The sequence below is a fragment of the Chloracidobacterium sp. N genome, assembly GCF_018304765.1.
Lineage (GTDB): Bacteria > Acidobacteriota > Blastocatellia > Chloracidobacteriales > Chloracidobacteriaceae > Chloracidobacterium > Chloracidobacterium aggregatum.
Genome location: NZ_CP072643.1, coordinates 1,038,017 through 1,055,858 on the forward strand (window position 1 = coordinate 1,038,017; position 17,842 = coordinate 1,055,858).

Consider the following 17,842-nt stretch of genomic DNA (forward strand, 5'->3'; position numbering starts at 1 on the left):
CGCGGCATAAGCCGCCTTTGCGACGGGATTCAACCGTTTCTCTCACCTTTTGGTGGCCCTGATTTTTGCGGCCCGCTCTTCGAGCTTCTCCGCTTCGGCAATCCGCCTGGTCAGGCGACAGAGTAAGGCCAGGTTTTCAAGGCTCGTTGCCACATCAGGATGGTTGGGACCCAGAACCTTTTCCCGGATAGCCAGTGAGCGCCTGAAGAGTGGCTCTGCCTGGGTGTACTGACCCTGGATATCGTAGAGCCTGCCCAGATTGTTCAGGATCGTCGCCACAACGGAATCATCGGGGTCTGTGGCCTTTTCTGTGATGGTCAGCGAGCGTTTGTAGAGTGGCTCGGCCTGGGCGTACTGACCCTGCTCCCGATAGAAATCAGCCAGGTTGTTCAGGCTTGTTGCCACATCGGGATGGTCGGGACCGAGGGTTTTTTCCAGGATGTCCAACGCGCGCTTGAAGAGCGGCTCCGCCTGGTCGTACTGCCCTTGGGCTTGATGGCACTTGGCCAGGTTATTCAGACTCGTCGCCACATCGGGATGGTTCAGCCCGACGCGCTTCTCGGCAACCTCTAGCGCCTTTTTCGCAATCACGATGGCACGGTCATATCTGCCAGCCCGATAAAGCGTCCGCACTTCCTCGATGAGTGTTTCCCACTCGATGCCTGCACCTTGGGCATAAGACGGGACACCCGTCAGGCACAGCACAGCCGCCAGAACGATCACCTGCACCAAGTTGATCATTGGCGCTCCTCGTGGATACCTAACCGTTTCTCTCACCTGTCGTTGGCCTTGATTTTTGCGGCCCGCTCCTCAAGCTGCTCCGCTTCGGTAGTCCGCTGCGTCGCACGATAGAGTAGGGCCAGGTTTCTGAGGCTTGTCGCCACATCAGGATGGTCAGGGCCCAAAGCCTTCTCGCGGATGACCAGGGAACGCCTGTAGAGCGGCTCGGCCTGCGCGTACTGCCCTTGGGCATAGTAAAGCAGGGCCAAGTTGTGCAGGCTCTGCGCCACGTCGGGATGGTCGGAGCCCAAGGCCTTCTCCCTGATCTCCAGCGCACGCCTGTAGAGCGGCTCCGCCTGAGCGTACTGACCTTGCTTGTCGTAGAGCAGGGCCAGGTCGCTCAGGCTTTTCGCTACATCGGGATGGTCAGAACCCAGGGCCTTCTCCCGGATGGCCAGCGCGCGCCTGTAGAGCGGTTCCGCTTGGGCGTGTTGACCTTGGTCTCGATAGATACCAGCCAGGTTGTTCAGACTTGTTGCCACAGCGGGATGGTCAGAACCCAAGGTCTTTTCCGTGATGACCAGCGCACGTTTGAAGAGTGGCTCGGCTTGGGTGTACTGACCTTGGTTGGCGTAGAGCAGTGCCAAGTTGTTTAGGCTCGTCGCCACAGCGGGATGGTCAGTACCCAGAGCCTTCTCCATAATGGCTATTGAGCGTCTGAAGAGCGGCTCTGCCTGGAGGTACTGACCTTGGGCTTGGTAAAGCCCGGCCAGGTTGTTCAGGTTTGCCGCCACAGCAGGATGGTTGGGACCTAGAGCCTTCTCCCCAATAGCCAGCGCACGTTTGAAGAGTGGCTCGGCTTGGGTGTACTGACCTTGGGAATAATAAAGCCTAGCTAGGAGGGTTAGGCTCATTGCCACAGTGCGGTGTTCGGAACCCAAGGACTTCTCTTGGATGGTCAGCGCGCGCTTGTAGAGCGGCTCCGCTTGGGCGTACCGCCCTTGGGCATCGTAGAGCCTGGCCAGATTGTTCAGGCTCCTTGCTACATCGAGATGGTCAGGGCCCAGAGCCTTCTCCCGGATGGCCAGCGCACGCCTGTGGAGTGACTCGGCCTGGGCGTACTGTTTTTGGGTTTGATAGAGTTCAGCCAAGTCGTTCAGGCTCGTTGCTACACCGGGATGGTCGGGCCCCAAGGTTTTCTCCTGGATAGCCAACACGCGTCTGAAAAGTGGCTCCGCTTGGGCATAATGAGCTTGGTCTTGATAGATACCAGCTAGGTTGTTCAGGTTCGCCGCCACGTTGGGATGGTCGGGACCCAGAGTTTTTTCCAGGATGTCCAACGCGCGCTTAAAGAGTGGCTCCGCTTGGGTGTACTGGCGTTGGTTGGCGTAGAGCACAGCCAGGTTGTTCAGGCTTGTCGCCACATCGGGATGGTCGGAACCCAAAGCTTTCTCCCGGATGGCCAGCGCGTGCTTGTAAAGCGGCTCTGCTTGGGCGTGCTGACCCTGCTTGGCATATAGCCCAGCCAAGTTGCTTAGGCTCGTGGCCACATCGGGATGATTTGAACCTAGGTTCTTCTCCATAATGGTCAGCGCGCGCCTGTAGAGCGGCTCCGCCTCGGCGTACTGACCTTGCTCGGCGTAGAGCAGAGCCAGGTTGTTCAGGCTCTTCGCCACATTGGGATGGTCAGGGCCCAAAGCTTTCTCCTGGATGGTCAGCGCACGTCTGTAGAGCGACTCCGCTTGAGCGTCTTGCCCTTGGGCTCGATAGAGACCAGCCAGGTTGCTCAGGCTTGTTGCCACAGTGGGATGGTCGGGACCCAGGGCCTTCTCCCGGATAACCAGAGCGCGCTTGTAGAGTGGCCCCGCTTGGCCATACTGCCCTTGGTCTCGATAGATGGTAGCCAGGTTGTTCAGGCTCGTTGCCACATCGGGATGGTCCGAACCTAGGGCTTTCTCCAAGATAGTCAACGCGCGCCTGTAGAGAGGTTCCGCTTGGGCATGCTGACCCTGAGCTTGATAGATGCCAGCCAGGTTGTTCAGGCTCAGTGCGACATCGGGATGGTTGGGGCCTAGTGCCTTCTCCCGGAGAACCAGAGCGCGTTTGTAGAGTGGCTCCGCTTGAGCATATTGCCCTTGGTCTCGATAGAGACCAGCCAGGTTGCTCAGGCTCGTCACCACATCGGGATGGTCGGGTCCTAGCGCCTTCTCCAAGATAGTCAGTGCGCGCCTGTAGAGCGGCTCGGCCTGGGTGTACTGACCCTGAGCCTGATAGATACCAGCCAGGTTGTTCAGGCTCGCTGCCACATCGGGATGGTCGGGACCCAGGGCCTTCTCCCGGATAACCAGAGCGCGCTTGAAGAGTGGCTCGGCCTGGGCATACTGACCTTGGTCTCGATAGATGGTAGCCAGGTTGTTCAGGCTCGTCACCACATCGGGATGGTCGGGTCCTAGCGCCTTCTCCAAGATAGTCAGTGCGCGCCTGTAGAGCAGCTCGGCCTGGGTGTACTGACCCTGAGCCTGATAGATACCAGCCAGGTTGTTCAGGCTCTTCGCCATATTGGGAGAGGGTGGGCCCGGGAGCTTCTCCAAGATTGTCAACGCGTGCCTGAAGAGCGGCTCCGCTTGGACGTACTGACCTTGGGCTCGATAGAGTTCAGCCAGGTTGTTCAGACTCATCGCCACATCGGGATGGTCAGAGCCCAAGGCCTTTTCCCGGATAGTCAGTGCACGCCTGTAGAGCGGCTCGGCTTGGGCGTGTTGACCTTGGGCTTTATAGAGGGCAGCCAGGTTGCCTAAGCTCGTCGCCACACTGGGATGGTCGGGGCCTAGCGCCTTCTCCAGGATAGTCAGTGCGCGCCTGTAGAGCGGTTCGGCCTGGGCGTACTGCCCTTGGGCTTGATAGATACCAGCCAGGTTGTTCAGGCTCAGTGCGACACCGGGATGGTTGGGGCCTAGTGCCTTCTCCCGGAGAACCAGAGCGCGTTTGTAGAATGGCTCCGCTTGAGCATATTGCCCTTGGGCTTGATAAAGACCAGCCAGGTTGTTCAGGCTCGTTGCCACATCGGGATGGTCGGAACCCAGAGCCTTCTCCATGATAGCTAGCGAGCGTCTGTAGAGCCGCTCGGCTTGGGCATACTGACCTTGGTCTCGATAGAGACCAGCCAGGTTGTGCAGGCTCGCCGCCACGTTGGGATGGTCGGAACCCAGAGCCCTCTCCCGGATGGTCAGCGCACGCTTGAGGAGCGGCTCCGCTTGGGCGTAACGCCCTTGTTCTCGATACAGTTCAGCCAGGTTGTTCAGGATTGATGCCACATCGGAGTGGTCGGGACCCAGGGCCTTCTCCAGGATGACCAGCGCACGCTTGTAAAGCGGCTCCGCTTGGGCGTACTGACCTTGGGCTTTGTAGAGCGCCGCCAAGTTGTTCAGGCCCGTCGCCACTTTGGGATGGTCGTGGCCCAAGGCCTTCTCCCAGATAACCAGCGCACGCTTGTAGAGTGGCTCCGCTTGGGCGTAACGTCCCTGTTCTCGATAGAGTTCAGCCAGGCTGTTCAGGCTCGTTGCCACATCGGGGTGGTCGTGGCCAAGAGCTTTCTCCCGGATGGTCAGTGCACGCCTGTAGAGTGGCTCCGCCTCGGCATACTGACCTCGGGAATTGTAGATCACGGCCAAGTTGTTCAGGCTTGTCGCCACATCGGGATGGTCGGAGCCAAAGGCCTTTTCCCTGATCTCCAGCGTACGTCTGTAGAGTGGCTCCGCTTGGGCGTACTGCCCTTGGGCTTGATAGAGACCAGCCAGGTTGTTCAGGCTCGTTGCCACATCGGGGTGGTCGTGGCCCAAGACCTTCTCCCGGATAATCAGTGCACGCCTGTAGAGTGGCTCCGCCTCGGCATACTGACCTCGGGAATTGTAGATCACGGCCAAGTTGTTCAGGCTTGTCGCCACATCGGGATGGTCGGAGCCAAAGGCCTTTTCCCTGATCTCCAGCGTACGTCTGTAGAGTGGCTCCGCTTGGGCGTACTGCCCTTGGTCTTGATAGAGACCAGCCAGGTTGTTCAGGCTCGTTGCCACATCGGGGTGGTCGTGGCCCAAGACCTTCTCCCGGATAATCAGTGCACGCCTGTAGAGTGGCTCCGCCTCGGCATACTGACCTCGGGAATTGTAGATCACGGCCAAGTTGTTCAGGCTTGTCGCCACATCGGGATGGTCGGAGCCAAAGGCCTTTTCCCTGATCTCCAGCGTACGCCTGTAGAGTAGCTCCGCTTGGGCGTACTGCCCTTGGGCTTGATAGAGACCAGCCAGGTTGTTCAGGCTTGTTGCCACTTTAGGGTGGTCGGGGCCCAGAACCTTCTCCCGGATAGCCAGCGCGCGCCTGTAGAGCGGCTCCGCTTGGGCGTAAAGCCCTTGTTCTCGATATAGTTCAGCCAAGTTGTTCAGGATCGACGCCACATCGGAGTGGTCGGGACCCAGGGCCTTCTCCAGGATGACCAGCGCACGCTTGTAAAGCGGCTCCGCTTGGGCGTACTGACTCTGGGCATCGTAGAGCAGGGCTAGGTTGTTCAGGTTTGTTGCCACAGCAGGGTGGTCGGAACCCAGAGTCTTCTCTGTTATGACTAGCGCGCGTTTGTAGAGCGGCTCGGCTTGGGCGTACTGACCTTGGTTGGCGTAGAGCAGCGCCAAGTTGTTCAGGCTCTGCGCCACATCGGGATGGTCAGGACCCAAGGCTTTCTCCAAGATAGCCAGCGCACGTTTGTGGAGCGGCTCGGCCTGGGCGTACTGCCCTTGGGCATAGTAGAGCATGGCTAGGTTGTTCAGGCTCTGTGCCACGTCAGGATGGTCAGGACCCAAGGCCTTCTCCCGAATGGCCAGCGCACGCTTGTAGAGCGGCTCCGCTTGGGCATGCCGGCCTTGGTTGTAGTAAAACGCAGCCAGGTTGTTCAAGCTCGTCGCCACATCGGGATGGTCCGCGCCCAAGACCTTCTCCCAGATGGCCAGCGCGCGTTTGTAGAGCGGCTCGGCTTGGGTGTGCCGGCCTTGGTTGTCGTAGAGCGCAGCCAGGTTGTTCAGTCCCGTCGCCACTTTGGGATGGTCGGGGCCCAAGGCCTTCTCCCAGATAACCAGCGCACGCTTGTAGAGTGGCTCTGCTTGGGCGTACTGACCCTGCTTGGCATAGAGCAGGGCTAGGTTGTTCAGGTTCTGCGCCACATCGGGATGGTCGGGGCCTAGAACCTTCTCCCGGATAGCTAGCGCGCGCCTGTAGAGCGGCTCCGCTTGGGAGTATTGAACTTGGCCTCGAAAAAGTTCAGCCAAGTTGTACAGGCTGGTTGCCACATGGGGATGGTTAGGACCCAAGGTCTTCTCCCACATAGCCAACGCGCGCCTGTAGAGCGGCTCTGCTTGGGCGTACTGACCCTGAGCTCTATAGAGATCGGCCAGGTTATGCAGGCTCTGTGCTACATCGGGGTGGTCGGAACCCAAGGTCTTCTCCCGGATAGCCAAAGCACGCTTGTAGAACGGCTCCGCTTGGGCGTACTGACCTTGACCTTGATAGATAACAGCTAGGTTGTTCAGGCTCGTCGCCACATCGGGATGGTCGGGGCCCAGAGTCTTCTCCCGGATAGCCAACGCGCGTTTGTGGAGCGGCTCGGCTTGGGCATACTGACCTTGGGCTTTGTAGAGACTAGCTATGTTGTTTAGGCTCGTTGCTACTTTGGGGTGGTTGGGGCCCAGAGACTTCTCCAAGATAGCCAACGCACGCTTGTAGAGTGGCTCGGCTTGGGCGTACTGACCTTGGTCTTGATAGAGACTAGCCAGGTTGTTCAGGCTCGTTGCCACATTGGGATGGTCAGGGCCTAGAACCTTCTCCCGGATGGCCAGCGCGCGCCTGTGAAGTGGCTCCGCTTGGGCGTACTGACCTTGGGCATTGTAGATCACGGCCAGGTTGTTCAGGATCTTCGCCACATTGAGATGGTCCGGCCCAACGCTTTTCTCAACAACCTCCAGCGCCTTTTTGGCAACCACGACGGCTTGGTCATATTTACCGGCCTGATAAAGCTTTATGACTTCTTGGTTGAGCGTCTCCCAGTCGCTGCCTGTGCCTTGGGCGTAGGCCATAGCACCAGTCAGGCAAAGCACGGCAGCCAGAGCCATTACCTGTATCCGTTTGATCATAGGCGCTCCCCGCAGACACCCAACCACTTTGTCGCCGGCTGGTTGCCTTATCACGTTTTAGGTTTTGTGACATTTAGAATCATTTTTTTTTCGGGTTGTAAACAGGTTTGTAGCGAGTGGTGAGTAGCAAATAGCAAATAGCGAATAGCGAGTAGCGAGTGGTGAATGGCGAGTGGTGAGTAGCGAGTGGCGAGTAGGTGGAAGTGGGGGATGTTTTGAGGGGTGCTCTGAAGCAGGCACAGTCGTTGTTGTGAAGCCGAACGGATTGTTTCCCGCCGTCGCTGGTCGTACGCACTCAGCCGGTGTTTGCGGATAATCGTGTAGCCGGCGAAAATGACACCCGAAAACAATCCGGGTAGCTCTGGCGGCTACACGACGGAACAAGCCCACCAACGAGGAGAACGACATGACCGAAACGATTGCCCGCACGTTTCCGGTGACGGCCGTCCAGTCCAAATTGCCTGAACTTCTGGCTGGAATGGCCGGCGGCGAGGAACTGATCCTGACGGCTGATGGTGTGCCTGTCGCTGTCATCAAGCGCCTGGAGCGCACGAGTTGGCCAAGTGTTCCCGGCACAGCCAAGGACCGCCCGTTCTGGATGTCCCCCGATTTCGATGCCCCACTCGAAGACTTCGCGGAATATATGGAATGAACTTCGACTGCCTGACCGCGCTGCCATTTCACCACCGCGATCCATTTGACCGGATGTTGGTTGCTCAGTCGCTGATCGAGGGCATGCCGCTCCTCAGCGCCGACACGATTTTCGACGCTTACGGCGTAAACCGCATCTGGGATTAGTGGGGAATGAGGAATGGCGGAATAGCGAGTGGCGAATGGCGAGTAGCGAGTGGCGAGTAGCGAGTGGTGAGTGGCAATGAGCTTCTCTGTGCCGCCGATGGCCAGGACCTTCTCCGGGTTCCGGCTGCCGTCGTCAAATCGTCACGGAAACTCCAGTGGCGCAAACTGATGCTCCATTCGCCACTCGCCACTCGCTACCCACCACTCGCCACTCGCCACTCACCACTCGCCACTCGCCACTCACAGGGTCTTTGAGAAAACCGGGCGTGGCGCGTCGGTTTCCAGATAGGCGTCGAGTGTCATGCAGATGTTGCGCACGAAGGGGCGTCCCAACGGCGTGACAACCAGGCGTCCGGCGTCAAAGCAGATGAGGCCGTCGGCTTCCATTTCCCGGAAGGAAGCAAGCCGCCGCTCGAAGTCAGCCCCCAGGGTCGCCACCGGAAGCTCCATGTGGCACATCAGGTAACGAATCGCCTCCCGCCGCCGCTGGTCGTCCGCACTCAGCCGATGGCCGCGCACGACAGGCAGCTCCCCGTGGTCAAGGGCCGTCTGGTAACGTCCCAGCCGGGCATCATTCTGGGCATAGAACCCTTCCAGTTCGCTGATGCCGCTCATCCCAAAGGCAATGAGATTGGCCGCCGGACGCAGGGTGTAGCCCATGAAGTTGCGGTGGAGACGACGCTCGTAGGCCGCCACAGCCAGCTCATCGTCCTGGCGCGCAAAGTGATCCATGCCAATCCACACGTACTCGTGGGCCGTCAGCCGCTGGCGCGCATCGTCAAACATGGCAAAGCGGGTGGCGACATCCGGCAGGTCTTCCGTACGGATGTGCCGCTGGCGCGGACGAAGTTTTGGCACGTGGGCGTAGTTGAACAGCGCCAGGCGGTCGGGACGCAGTTCCAGAACGGACGCAACCGTATGCTCGAACGTGGCGCGGGTCTGCCGGGGCAGTCCATACACCAGATCAAGGTTGATGCTTTCAAAGCCCACGTCCCGACAGGCGGCATAGACCGCCTTCGTGAGGGCTTCCGGCTGATGCCGGCCAATGGCCGCCTGTACCTCCGGGTGGAAATCCTGGACGCCCAGACTGATGCGCCGGAAACCGAGTGACCGGATGTGCTTCAGTTGCGCCGGCGACGCAATGCGCGGGTCAATCTCGATGGACATTTCCCCGTTCCAGCCCAGGACAAAGGCTGCTTCCAGCAGACGCACGAGACGCTCCATCTGGCGCGCCGTCAGCGTGTTGGGCGTCCCACCACCCCAGTGCATCTGGACGACGCGCCGGTCGCGTCCGAGCTGTTCAACCACCAGCGCCACTTCCCGCGCCACCCGGTCAAGATAGGCATCCACGACTTCCGTCTTGCTGGTGACGGCGTTGTTGCAGCCACAGTAGTGGCACGCCATGGCGCAAAACGGCAGGTGCACGTAAAGGCAGAGATTCCGGGCGTCCGGCGTTTCCGAAAGCACCTGAAGGGCCGCCCGGTAATCCGTCGCTCCAACCTGTTCACTCCACGCCGGGACAGTCGGCTAACTCGTGTAGCCCGGCCTAGGGCCGGCTATGTTATGGCATCCACGAAGCGGTAGTTGGTGTAACCAGCCGCCCGGATGGCCCCGCCAATGTAAGGGGCCCAGCTTGGCGGCCAGTTTCCAGCAATTTCTGCGCCGCCGCAGTGGTAGTTGGGTTGAAGCATCAGGATTTTCATGACGGTGCATCCTCAGAGCCTGAAACTGCCGACAGAAGATGAAGGAAAAGGTCGGCTGGGGACGCACAAAAAACACAGGCTTGAATGAAGCCTTCTTTTCCCAACGTACAGCGGCGGAAAGGCAGGCGCGCAATTTTTTCAGGCCCGCGAAGGTTTTATGTCAAAGGTCAAGTCAGCCGGACCCGGCAGAGGTTTCCGGCTGGAAAACCGCCGCCGTCGCCCTACCGTCTGGTGCATTGCCGTGGTTCGCGCTACTTTTTGAAGGCGTAACAACTGTTTTGAAAGCCAAAAAACGGCCGATGCCAGGCATGTGTTGAACCGTCACCTTGGGCGTTGGCCGGCAGGTCGGCATCCCGCGTGACTGGCTAGTCTTCAGCATTTAGAGAAAGATTGCACTGTTTGCCGGTTTTACTTATAGTGCTGCGCCGTGTAAACAAGCCCAACGCAAACAAGCTCATCAGTACTTTCCTGCGAGCCGATCTGCCATGTTATGACTCAGGGGCGAGCGAACTGCTTCGACAATTGGTTCGAGAAGGCGACAGGCAGGAAGCCCTTCCCCTACCAGCGTGCTCTCGCCCAATGCGGGCGACTGCCCGAGTTGCTCGAGGTGCCGACGGGCACGGGGAAGACGGCTGCTGCGATCCTCGGCTGGTTGTGGCGTCGGCGATGCCATCCGAAGGAGACCGTACGCAACGCGACGCCACGCCGTCTCGTGTACTGCCTCCCCATGCGCGTGCTCGTGGAACAGACGCGCGCGTGTGCTGTCCGCTGGCTGAACAACCTCGGGTTGCTCGCCGGCAAGGCGACGTTCGATGGCGACCGGCTCGAAGGCTACGAAGTCGACTGGAAGCAGCAGGACAAGATCGCTGTCGTCAGGCTTATGGGTGGCGAGTCCCAGCGCGACTGGCGCGAGTACCCGGAGCGCGAGGCCATCATCATTGGAACACAGGACATGCTGCTCTCGCGGGCGCTGAATCGCGGCTTCGCGATGCCTCCCCAGGAGTGGCCGATTGACTTCGGATTTCTTAACGTGGACGCGCTCTGGGTGATGGACGAAGTCCAGCTCATGGGGCCGGGGCGCACGACGAGCGTACAGCTCCAAGCGTTCTGGGACGCTGCACCTCCGTCCCATGGGCTGCGCCAGACGCTCTGGATGAGCGCCACACTCGGCAGCCAGGCCGGCTCGCTCCAGCTTCCGAATTGGATGCAAACGCCTGAAAAGAGCCAGTTGCTTGCATGTCAGCACACAAACGCCGACCTTCAAAACCCGGCGTTCGCCCTGCGGTGGAACGCTCCTAAGCGCCTGGAACTGCACCTGGACTCCGCTGCAAACAACACTGGCGTTACGAAGCCGAAAGTCAAGCCAGCGCGTGGCAAGCGCAAGCCAGGGTCCAAAGATGACGCACAGGCAGGCAAGCCAGGCGAGCAGGGCTGGACCGTCGAGAGTCCCGATCTGCATACGGCGATTCTCGATGAAGCGAATGGCGGACGCCTCGTGCTCGTCTTCGTGAATCAGGTCAAGCGTGCGCGCGAACTCCACGACCGCCTTCGCGCAAGCGCCGGAGCCGGGGCGGAGGTTCTCCTCGTCCACGCCCGCATGCGCCCGCGCGATCGGCACGCAGTCGTGAGCAAGCTCGGGACCGCCACACCTGCTTCCGGACGCATCGTCGTCACGACACAGGTCCTCGAAGCCGGCGTGGACCTGGACGCCGATGCGCTTTTCACGGAGCTCTGTCCGTGGCCATCGCTCGTGCAGCGTTTTGGTCGGCTGAATCGCAGCGGCACGCGGCCACGATCCAGTGACGTTAACAAGGGCAAGGCAAAGCCGGCGCGGGCTGTGGTCTTCGAGTTTGTGGTCTTCGAGCCGCCGCAGCCGACGAGGGATAAAGAGTCTTCGGCGGACTACGAGGTTCGCCCGAGCTGGCCGTACGAGCCCGAGGCCATCGACGAAGCCCGAAAGCTCCTTGCTCAGGTGGCGGAGGCTCACGACGGCTCCCTCTCGCCCAAGACGCTGTCGACTCTTTCGATCTCGCTTCCGCTCGAAGGACCCGTCCTCCGGCGCTTCGATCTCGACGATCTCTTCGACACCGATCCGGATCTCTCCGGTGGCCACACGGATGTGACGCCGTATTTGCGCGCCGCCGATCGCGACGTCGATGCGTACCTGCTCTGGCGGCGGATCAAGGGAGGGCTTAACGTACGGATCAAGGGAGGGCTTAACGTAGATAAGCAGGTGCCGATCCATCGCGACGAGCTGTGCCCTGTGCCGTTCTACGAAGCGCAGGAAGCGTTCGCGGAACGCGAGGTCTGGATCCTCACGCTCTCTACGGGGCGCAAAGGTCGCGCCGCCTGGCGCAAAGCGACAGGGCGCGAGATCCGCGCCGGCGACACCGTCATGGTCAATCGTGAGGCCGGGTGCTATCGCGAGGATGCCGGCTGGACGGGCGAGGCTAAGGACATCCCGAGCCGGGTCGTCGACCGCTGGGAGAAGAACGGCGGCCAGCTCGTGCGAGCATGGGTCGAGATTGGTGGTGCAGGAAAACCGTTTTTCGATGAGATTGACGCTCACATCGTCGGGCCTCGTGGTCGGTTAGAGGATCACCGCTGCTTCACCAGGCAGTGGATGGAGCTCCAAGACCATTTGTGCAGGGCGAGGCAGAAGGCAAGCCGCTTGGTGGCGAAACTTTCCCTAAACAATACCGTTGGCGCGTCTGTCATCCGGGCCGCACATTGGCATGACGTCGGTAAGGCGCTCGAGCGGGATAGAAACGGTACATCCACCCGGCCGTTTCAGGAGTACTTGCGGCGCGGCGGTACGACCGTCGGAGGTCATCCCCGGCCCGACGCCTTATACGCAAAGTCGAACGGCAGGAAGGCCGGCGAGACCTCGGGGTTCCGGCACGAGATGGCCTCGCTCCTCGCGTTCCTCCAGTCGAAGCACGCCGACGACGACCTCGCGGCGTTCCTGATCCTTGCCCATCATGGCAAGGTGCGCCTCCTTCCCGAGGCGTGGGACGATGATGACCCCGTGGATCTGTGTGGCGTGCGGAAGGGCGACAGGATCCCCGCGGCCGCCTTACCCGTCGGAAATAACCCGATCGTGCTCAACACGAAAATCGTGCTTCCATCCCGCCAGCACCGGGGGTGGCAAGGGCGCGTGCACAAGCTGCTCAAACAACACGGGCCGTTTCTCCTTGCCTACCTGGAAGGCCTCGTGCGCGTCGCAGACTGGAGGGCGAGCTGATGGCAGCGGTCGTCTGCAGCGGGGTCTCGCCGCGTTCGCTCGGCGATCTCCTCAAAGGCTTCGGCGTCATGGCCATCGTCGGGGAGAACTGTCCGGACGCACTGTTCTGGTGGGACGACGCCTTTCACCTGGTGGTCGAGCGGCCCTGCGACGATGGCGCGGATCAGAGGGAGTCGAGGCAGGCGATCGAGGGTGTGGTGCGCGGCCACCTGCTCGGGTGGGGGAGTGTCGTTGCGGAGGCGTTCAAGCCTGTTCGCGGCAGCAAGGAGAAAAAAATCAAACGGCAAGATTCGAAGCTCAAGCTGCGCGATAACCATGATCGGTTCGAGCCCCAGATTGCGGCATGGGCACGGGCGATCGCTCTTCCCGACCCGGACAAGAAGGAGACCGAACCGCACCCGCTGTTCCCTGCCCATGGGCAGGAGGGAAGCGGCGACTACTTTTCCCAGGTCGAGAAGGCAGTCGAGGCGGCCAGAGGTGCTCCGTTGGACATCGCGTGGTCGCTTTTCGCGGAAGGGAACCCCACACTCAAGAAGGGGCTCGACAGCGGCTATCTCTTCTTTCCCGAGCCAATGAAACGCTACGCGACGGGCATCGCGAAGTGGGTGCAGGATCGCGCTGCGCTCAGCCCATGGTGCTTCCTGCTGGCAGTGCGTGGGGCTGTGCTTTTGCGTGGCAGCCTTCGTCGCCTCCGCTGGGGTCGCCGCGCGTACCCCGCGTTCCCGTTCGTGTTCGAGGGCTCGGTGGTCGAGCTCGGGAAGGGCAGTTTCTTCCGAAACGTCGAGGTCCATCTTCCGACATGGACCGCCGCCTACCCTCGGACGCTCGCGGAGTTCGAAGTCCAGATGCGTCAGTTCCAGGCACGTCTGTCAGGCCGGGGCTTCGCCGCCACCGCAGCAGAGTTCCGGGCGGCGGTCGTCGGGCGTGGCCCCGGTGCCGCCTTCGACACCTTCCATCGCTTCGTCCTCGAAGGGCGCCGCCGAGGGCAGGACCAGCGGATGCGTCAAGGCATCCCACGCGGTTCGACGCGCGTTGGGGTCAAGGGCAAGGAACACGCAACGCTACGGCTGATGCTGGCACCGCTCGCGGAAACGGGATGGTTCGACCAGTTCAGCACGGATCGTTTGCGCGCGGAACGTGCGCGCGCGGAGGAGGCCATCCATCGCGCAGTCGATGAGCCCGGGCCCGATACGTATCGTGGCATCCTCAAGTCGCTCTGGGATCTCAACCAGGCGCTTGTCGTGTCCGGTGCCCTGCGCCGGGACCTCGAGGACACAGGCCGGAAGCCGCGCCCACTGCCACCGCTCCCGGCGCTCCTATGGGAGCGTGCACTCGGGAACGAGCCAGACCCGGCCCATCAACTGGGACGTGCCATCGGTTCGATCCTCGGGGTTCGAGCCGACCTCGGGGTTCGAGCCAAGGGTGCGGTTGTCGGGCCCATCCTTGAGCACATGCTCCCGGTTCGCTGGAATTGGAAAAAAAGCGGCGATTGGACAGTTCCGAAAGACCCCCCGTCCCGTCCCCTCAGGTGGGCCGGCCTCAACCCTCTCGCTGACTTCAAAGACCTCTTCTGGTTCCGCTGGCTCGACAGTGCCGAGTTGCCGAAGCTGCCGTTTGCCGCCGCGCGCTTCGCGCGCCTCGCCGACATCGCCGCCCTGCTTCGTGGTGACGTGAACATTCGGGAGGTCCATTGCCTCGCTGGTCTTTACGCGCTTCTCGACTGGGAATCGTTGGGAACCGGGCGGGGTGAAGCGTCAGGTGCATGCGTTCCTGTGCCGCCGTCGTACGCCGCGCTCCGTCTGTGGCTTGAGCTGGGCATCGATCCGCCGCCGAAGTCGCGGCCCCCGCGCGACGGCACTGTCGCACGGCTTCTCTCATTAGGCAGCGCCAGCGGGGTCGAGAAAGCTGTCGAAGTGGCACTCGGGCACCTGCGAGTCAACGGCCTCCCTTGGAGGACGGATCCGAGACCAACCGGAAAGGCTGTTGCGCGCTTCGCCGCGACCATCCCGGCCAACGAGGCAGCGCGAATGCTGCTCGCGGTTCTCGCCCCCATCTCGAAAGATGACACGCTCGCCCTATCGCGGCACCTCTGGGTGCCGATCGAGGAATAAGGAGAACATCGTATGACCCTGCTTGAACAACTCTACGCGCAGGACCACATCGTGATCACCGCGTCGCTCAAGCTCACGAACGGCAACTTTCTCCAGCCCACCGGCTTTCCCGACATCGGTGCCTGCATCTACCGCGACAAGGAAGGCCAGCGCTGGTGCCTCGTCGAGAGCGAGCAGAGCATGGCGAACCGACTCGAAGCGGTCTGCATGAAGGCGCCAGGGGTCTGGGTGGACGACCTCAGGGGCCTGCCGGTCATTGCGGTGGAGGACAAGGGCGGCAAACTCCTGGCGACGAACCTCACCGAGCCGCATCGGATCGCATCGTCCTACATTCTCGAAAGCAAGCTTGCGGGCGGTACCGAAAACCTGCGCAAGCTGTTCGAGGAAAAGATCGGGCTGGAGAACAGGCTGGAGAACAGGCTGGAGAACAGGCTGGAGAACGACGGCGAAATTTGGCCGCTCGACAAGCGGGCCAACCTGGAGAAACTGGTCTTCGCGCTCGATCCGGCGGCGCTACTGCACGGATTCCAGTTCGTTCAGTGGAAGTTCGTCGGGCTGCGCCAGACCCGCCTCATCCACGCGCGGCTGGAAGCGAAACTCGCTGACGATCCCGAGGTCCACTACGGCATGGTGAAGTGGGACGCGATCGAGCCGGAGTCGACACGCGAGGGGCGCGCCAACAAGGGGCAGAGCATTGCCGCGAAGAGCCGCATTGTGCCGAAGAACATCGTTGCAACGTTCGAAATCGACGTTCTGGGGCTGAAGAGCTTGTCGCTCGATGAGGACCGAAAGAAGTTCCTCCTCGGCCTTGCTCTGTGGAAGATCGGCGCTCTCCTCGCCAACAAGGCGTCGTTCGATCCTCGTAGCCGCGCGACCGGGCCGAGTCTCCGCCTCCGCGCCGATTGCTACCTGACCTGCGAGTCGATCTCGTGGAGCGGCAACTCATCAAAGGGGCAGACCACCCCCACCGAGTTGATGGAAGCGAAGCCCACCAGCCTCGGCCAAGCTGACGGTCCGTCCTTCACGCCGGATAATGGGGGACAGAAGTCCGCGGTGACCTTCCAGGTGCTCATCGAAGAACTGCTCGGAAAGGACAAAGTAACCTTCGAGAAACCGAAAGAAGGCAAGTCGAGCGTGGGCGAGTCCGCCGGGGAGCAGGACGGTTCGCACTACGACGGCCCCATGGTGGAGGTCACGTACGAGCCCAAGCAGAATCAGGAGAACAAGCCGAAGCAGGAGAAGAAGGGTGGCAGCAAGGCCGCCCAACAAACAGAGGCGAATGTCGAGCAAGCGGACGAAGCAGCGGACGAAGCACAGGAATGACCAACGCGACTATTATCCAAGTCGAGCTTCTCTCGGGCCGCTACCACGCACACGTGTGGGGGGAGTCCCAGTTTGCAATGGCGGGGCCAGAGTGGCCTCCCTCGCCATGGCGGCTCCTCCGCGCGCTCGCTTCCGCATGGTTCTGCGCACAGCCGGTTTTATCCTCGGAGGTTGATCGCGATGACCTGCTCCAGGCCTTGGGTCGCTCTGACGCGCCCGAGATCTGGCTTCCGCGCACGTCGGTCCACGAGATCCGCTACTACCAGCCCGTGCGGCTGGGCGCGTCCGATCGCGTCCCCCACCACGACCACTTCGCCGTTCCCGAAGGCGGTCGCTTCTGGTTCCGCTTCGAGAAGGCTCTTCAGCCGGATCAGCGGGCGTTGCTCGCCAAACTCCTTGAACGGCTGCGCTATTTCGGCCGCAGCGAGTCCCGTGCGCGCCTCCGCCTGGTGAATTATAACGAGCCGCCAGCTGGCGTCTTCAGGGTCATGCCACGCAGCGGTATTCAGCCCGGTATCCAGCCGACTTCGCCTACCGAGTACCGGCGGGTGCTCTGCACCACGTCCGGGTTCTGGGCGTCGGACCTATGGTTGCTTCGACGTGACGAAGAAACCAGAAAGAAGGAAACCAGAAAGAATGGATACCCGCTGCACCTTGTCGATGAGCTTATCAATGAGAAGATGCCGCTGCCCTGTGGGGCCAGGTGGGTCGAGTACGCGGTGCCGGCTGAAGCACTCGTCCACGAGATCCGGCCGCGCGTGTCAGCGCCACCTGCCAAGCCAAGCGTCAACGTGGCTGAGATTCGTTTCCGCCTGAATCGCCGCATCCCCATTCCGCTTCGGTACGTGGTTGCCGTCGCCCGTGCGTTTCGCGACGCGGCTGTGGAGGCGCATCGGGACCGCACGGGGCAGATGTCGTTGATACTGAGTGGTCGTGAACTCGATGGCACTGTGGCTCGAGGTCATCAGCACGCATACTACCTGCCCCGCCCGCGCGCAGGAGCCGTGACCCTCGATGAGCTTTTGGTCCGCGTGCCCGGCGGGAAGCTTACCCAGGAGGAACTCGACGCGTTGCTTGGCGTCGGGCGCATTCGCGTAGGCGGGCGCAGTTACCCGATCACCGTGGTGCCTGAGGCCGTCGTGGCGTCGGCTAAGCCTGCGCCGGAGGCGCGTCAATGGCAAAGCGTCACTCCGTTCCTGCCGCCGCTACGCCATCGTCAGGGAAGGGAGGAGACCCGTGTGGATCGACAAGCCATCGCATGCGCCGAGAAAGTCTGCGGTCGGCGCCCTGCACATGTCGAGAGTCTGTCCGGTCCTGGTGGCCTCGGCTGTGTCTCGCCTGTCCTGGCACATGAATACGGAACAGGCGGACGGGGCTGGACGCTGACGACACGGCTTGGCTTCTGGCTTCAGCTTACGTTTGACGAACCTGTGAGCCTCGACCGGCCACTCGGTGCCGACGCACACTTCGGTGCCGGGCAGTTCGCACCTGTGGACCAATCCGAAGAAACGTGATCAACGCCTTCGGTAGCACGCCGGCTAACAGCAGCATGCAGCGGACACTGCCGCGCGCCGCTGAACTCTGGCGTCAGACCCTGTCCGTGAGCACCGAGGCACACCGCTTGTTGCGCTTGTCGAGGATTGTGCAAACCGTGGCAGTTGGTGCGGAATGCAGCGCACCGGCTGGGGCACGTCACCATTAGCGTGGTGAAGAGTGTCACCGTTGCGAAGCAGCCTGCCGGGCAACGAGTGGCGACCTCGTATCGAAGCACCG

10 protein-coding genes and 1 pseudogene are annotated in these 17,842 nt (G+C 61.4%); 7 read left to right on the plus strand and 4 right to left on the minus strand.

What is annotated here, in order from left to right:
• Positions 1-42 precede the first annotated feature (42 nt).
• Entirely contained in the window at positions 43-741 is a 699-nt protein-coding gene (locus tag J8C05_RS15305; protein ID WP_211423600.1) for a tetratricopeptide repeat protein, read from the minus strand.
• A 32-nt stretch (positions 742-773) separates the two neighbouring features.
• Complete coding sequence (locus J8C05_RS15310; protein WP_246840785.1) at positions 774-6,869, minus strand: tetratricopeptide repeat protein; 6,096 nt, start codon at positions 6,867-6,869, stop codon at positions 774-776.
• A gap of 427 nt (positions 6,870-7,296) precedes the next feature.
• On the opposite strand from J8C05_RS15310, the gene J8C05_RS15315 reads away from it, so the two are divergent.
• The gene (locus tag J8C05_RS15315; RefSeq protein WP_014100883.1) at positions 7,297-7,542 is read left to right on the plus strand and encodes a type II toxin-antitoxin system Phd/YefM family antitoxin; all 246 of its coding nucleotides are present in this window, start codon (positions 7,297-7,299) and stop codon (positions 7,540-7,542) included.
• Positions 7,539-7,688 (plus strand): type II toxin-antitoxin system VapC family toxin, encoded by a 150-nt coding sequence (locus tag J8C05_RS15320; RefSeq protein ID WP_014100884.1) that lies wholly within the window; start codon positions 7,539-7,541, stop codon positions 7,686-7,688. Before J8C05_RS15315 ends, J8C05_RS15320 begins: the two co-directional genes overlap by 4 nt.
• Positions 7,689-7,928: 240 nt before the next feature.
• Here J8C05_RS15320 and hemN read toward each other — a convergent pair.
• Both hemN and J8C05_RS15330 read right to left on the minus strand, forming a co-directional pair.
• A pseudogene (hemN, locus tag J8C05_RS15325) lies at positions 7,929-9,200 on the minus strand (oxygen-independent coproporphyrinogen III oxidase); the annotation flags it as partial.
• 44 nt (positions 9,201-9,244) lie between these two features.
• Positions 9,245-9,391, minus strand: a complete 147-nt coding sequence (locus J8C05_RS15330; protein ID WP_211424039.1) for a hypothetical protein — start codon at positions 9,389-9,391, stop codon at positions 9,245-9,247.
• A 38-nt stretch (positions 9,392-9,429) separates the two neighbouring features.
• Between J8C05_RS15330 and J8C05_RS15335 the strand changes: the two genes are divergently transcribed.
• The 5 genes from J8C05_RS15335 to csb2 all read left to right on the plus strand — a co-directional run bounded on the left by J8C05_RS15335 (position 9,430) and on the right by csb2 (position 17,583).
• Positions 9,430-9,708, plus strand: coding sequence for a hypothetical protein (locus J8C05_RS15335; RefSeq protein ID WP_211423602.1), 279 nt, complete (start codon positions 9,430-9,432; stop codon positions 9,706-9,708).
• 173 nt (positions 9,709-9,881) lie between these two features.
• Positions 9,882-12,635, plus strand: coding sequence for a type I-G CRISPR-associated helicase/endonuclease Cas3g (gene cas3g, locus J8C05_RS15340; protein ID WP_211423603.1), 2,754 nt, complete (start codon positions 9,882-9,884; stop codon positions 12,633-12,635).
• Positions 12,635-14,746, plus strand: a complete 2,112-nt coding sequence (cas8g1, locus tag J8C05_RS15345; protein ID WP_211423604.1) for a type I-G CRISPR-associated protein Cas8g1/Csx17 — start codon at positions 12,635-12,637, stop codon at positions 14,744-14,746. Before cas3g ends, cas8g1 begins: the two co-directional genes overlap by 1 nt.
• 12 nt (positions 14,747-14,758) lie before the next feature.
• The gene (gene cas7g, locus J8C05_RS15350; protein ID WP_211423605.1) at positions 14,759-16,069 is read left to right on the plus strand and encodes a type I-G CRISPR-associated RAMP protein Csb1/Cas7g; all 1,311 of its coding nucleotides are present in this window, start codon (positions 14,759-14,761) and stop codon (positions 16,067-16,069) included.
• Entirely contained in the window at positions 16,066-17,583 is a 1,518-nt protein-coding gene (gene csb2 / locus J8C05_RS15355; protein WP_211423606.1) for a type I-G CRISPR-associated protein Csb2, read from the plus strand. The genes cas7g and csb2 overlap by 4 nt, the downstream gene beginning before the upstream one ends.
• Positions 17,584-17,842 lie beyond the last annotated feature (259 nt).

What these genes read in the sequence shown, in the direction of transcription:
- J8C05_RS15320 (WP_014100884.1), top strand. Translation starts at nt 7,539, where the DNA reads ATGAACTTCGACTGCCTGACCGCGCTGCCATTTCACCACCGCGATCCA.
- csb2 (WP_211423606.1), top strand. Translation starts at nt 16,066, where the DNA reads ATGACCAACGCGACTATTATCCAAGTCGAGCTTCTCTCGGGCCGCTAC.
- J8C05_RS15335 (WP_211423602.1), top strand. Translation starts at nt 9,430, where the DNA reads ATGAAGGAAAAGGTCGGCTGGGGACGCACAAAAAACACAGGCTTGAAT.
- J8C05_RS15315 (WP_014100883.1), top strand. Translation starts at nt 7,297, where the DNA reads ATGACCGAAACGATTGCCCGCACGTTTCCGGTGACGGCCGTCCAGTCC.
- J8C05_RS15330 (WP_211424039.1), bottom strand. Translation starts at nt 9,391, where the DNA reads ATGAAAATCCTGATGCTTCAACCCAACTACCACTGCGGCGGCGCAGAA.
- cas7g (WP_211423605.1), top strand. Translation starts at nt 14,759, where the DNA reads ATGACCCTGCTTGAACAACTCTACGCGCAGGACCACATCGTGATCACC.
- J8C05_RS15305 (WP_211423600.1), bottom strand. Translation starts at nt 741, where the DNA reads ATGATCAACTTGGTGCAGGTGATCGTTCTGGCGGCTGTGCTGTGCCTG.
- J8C05_RS15310 (WP_246840785.1), bottom strand. Translation starts at nt 6,869, where the DNA reads ATGGCTCTGGCTGCCGTGCTTTGCCTGACTGGTGCTATGGCCTACGCC.
- cas8g1 (WP_211423604.1), top strand. Translation starts at nt 12,635, where the DNA reads ATGGCAGCGGTCGTCTGCAGCGGGGTCTCGCCGCGTTCGCTCGGCGAT.
- cas3g (WP_211423603.1), top strand. Translation starts at nt 9,882, where the DNA reads ATGACTCAGGGGCGAGCGAACTGCTTCGACAATTGGTTCGAGAAGGCG.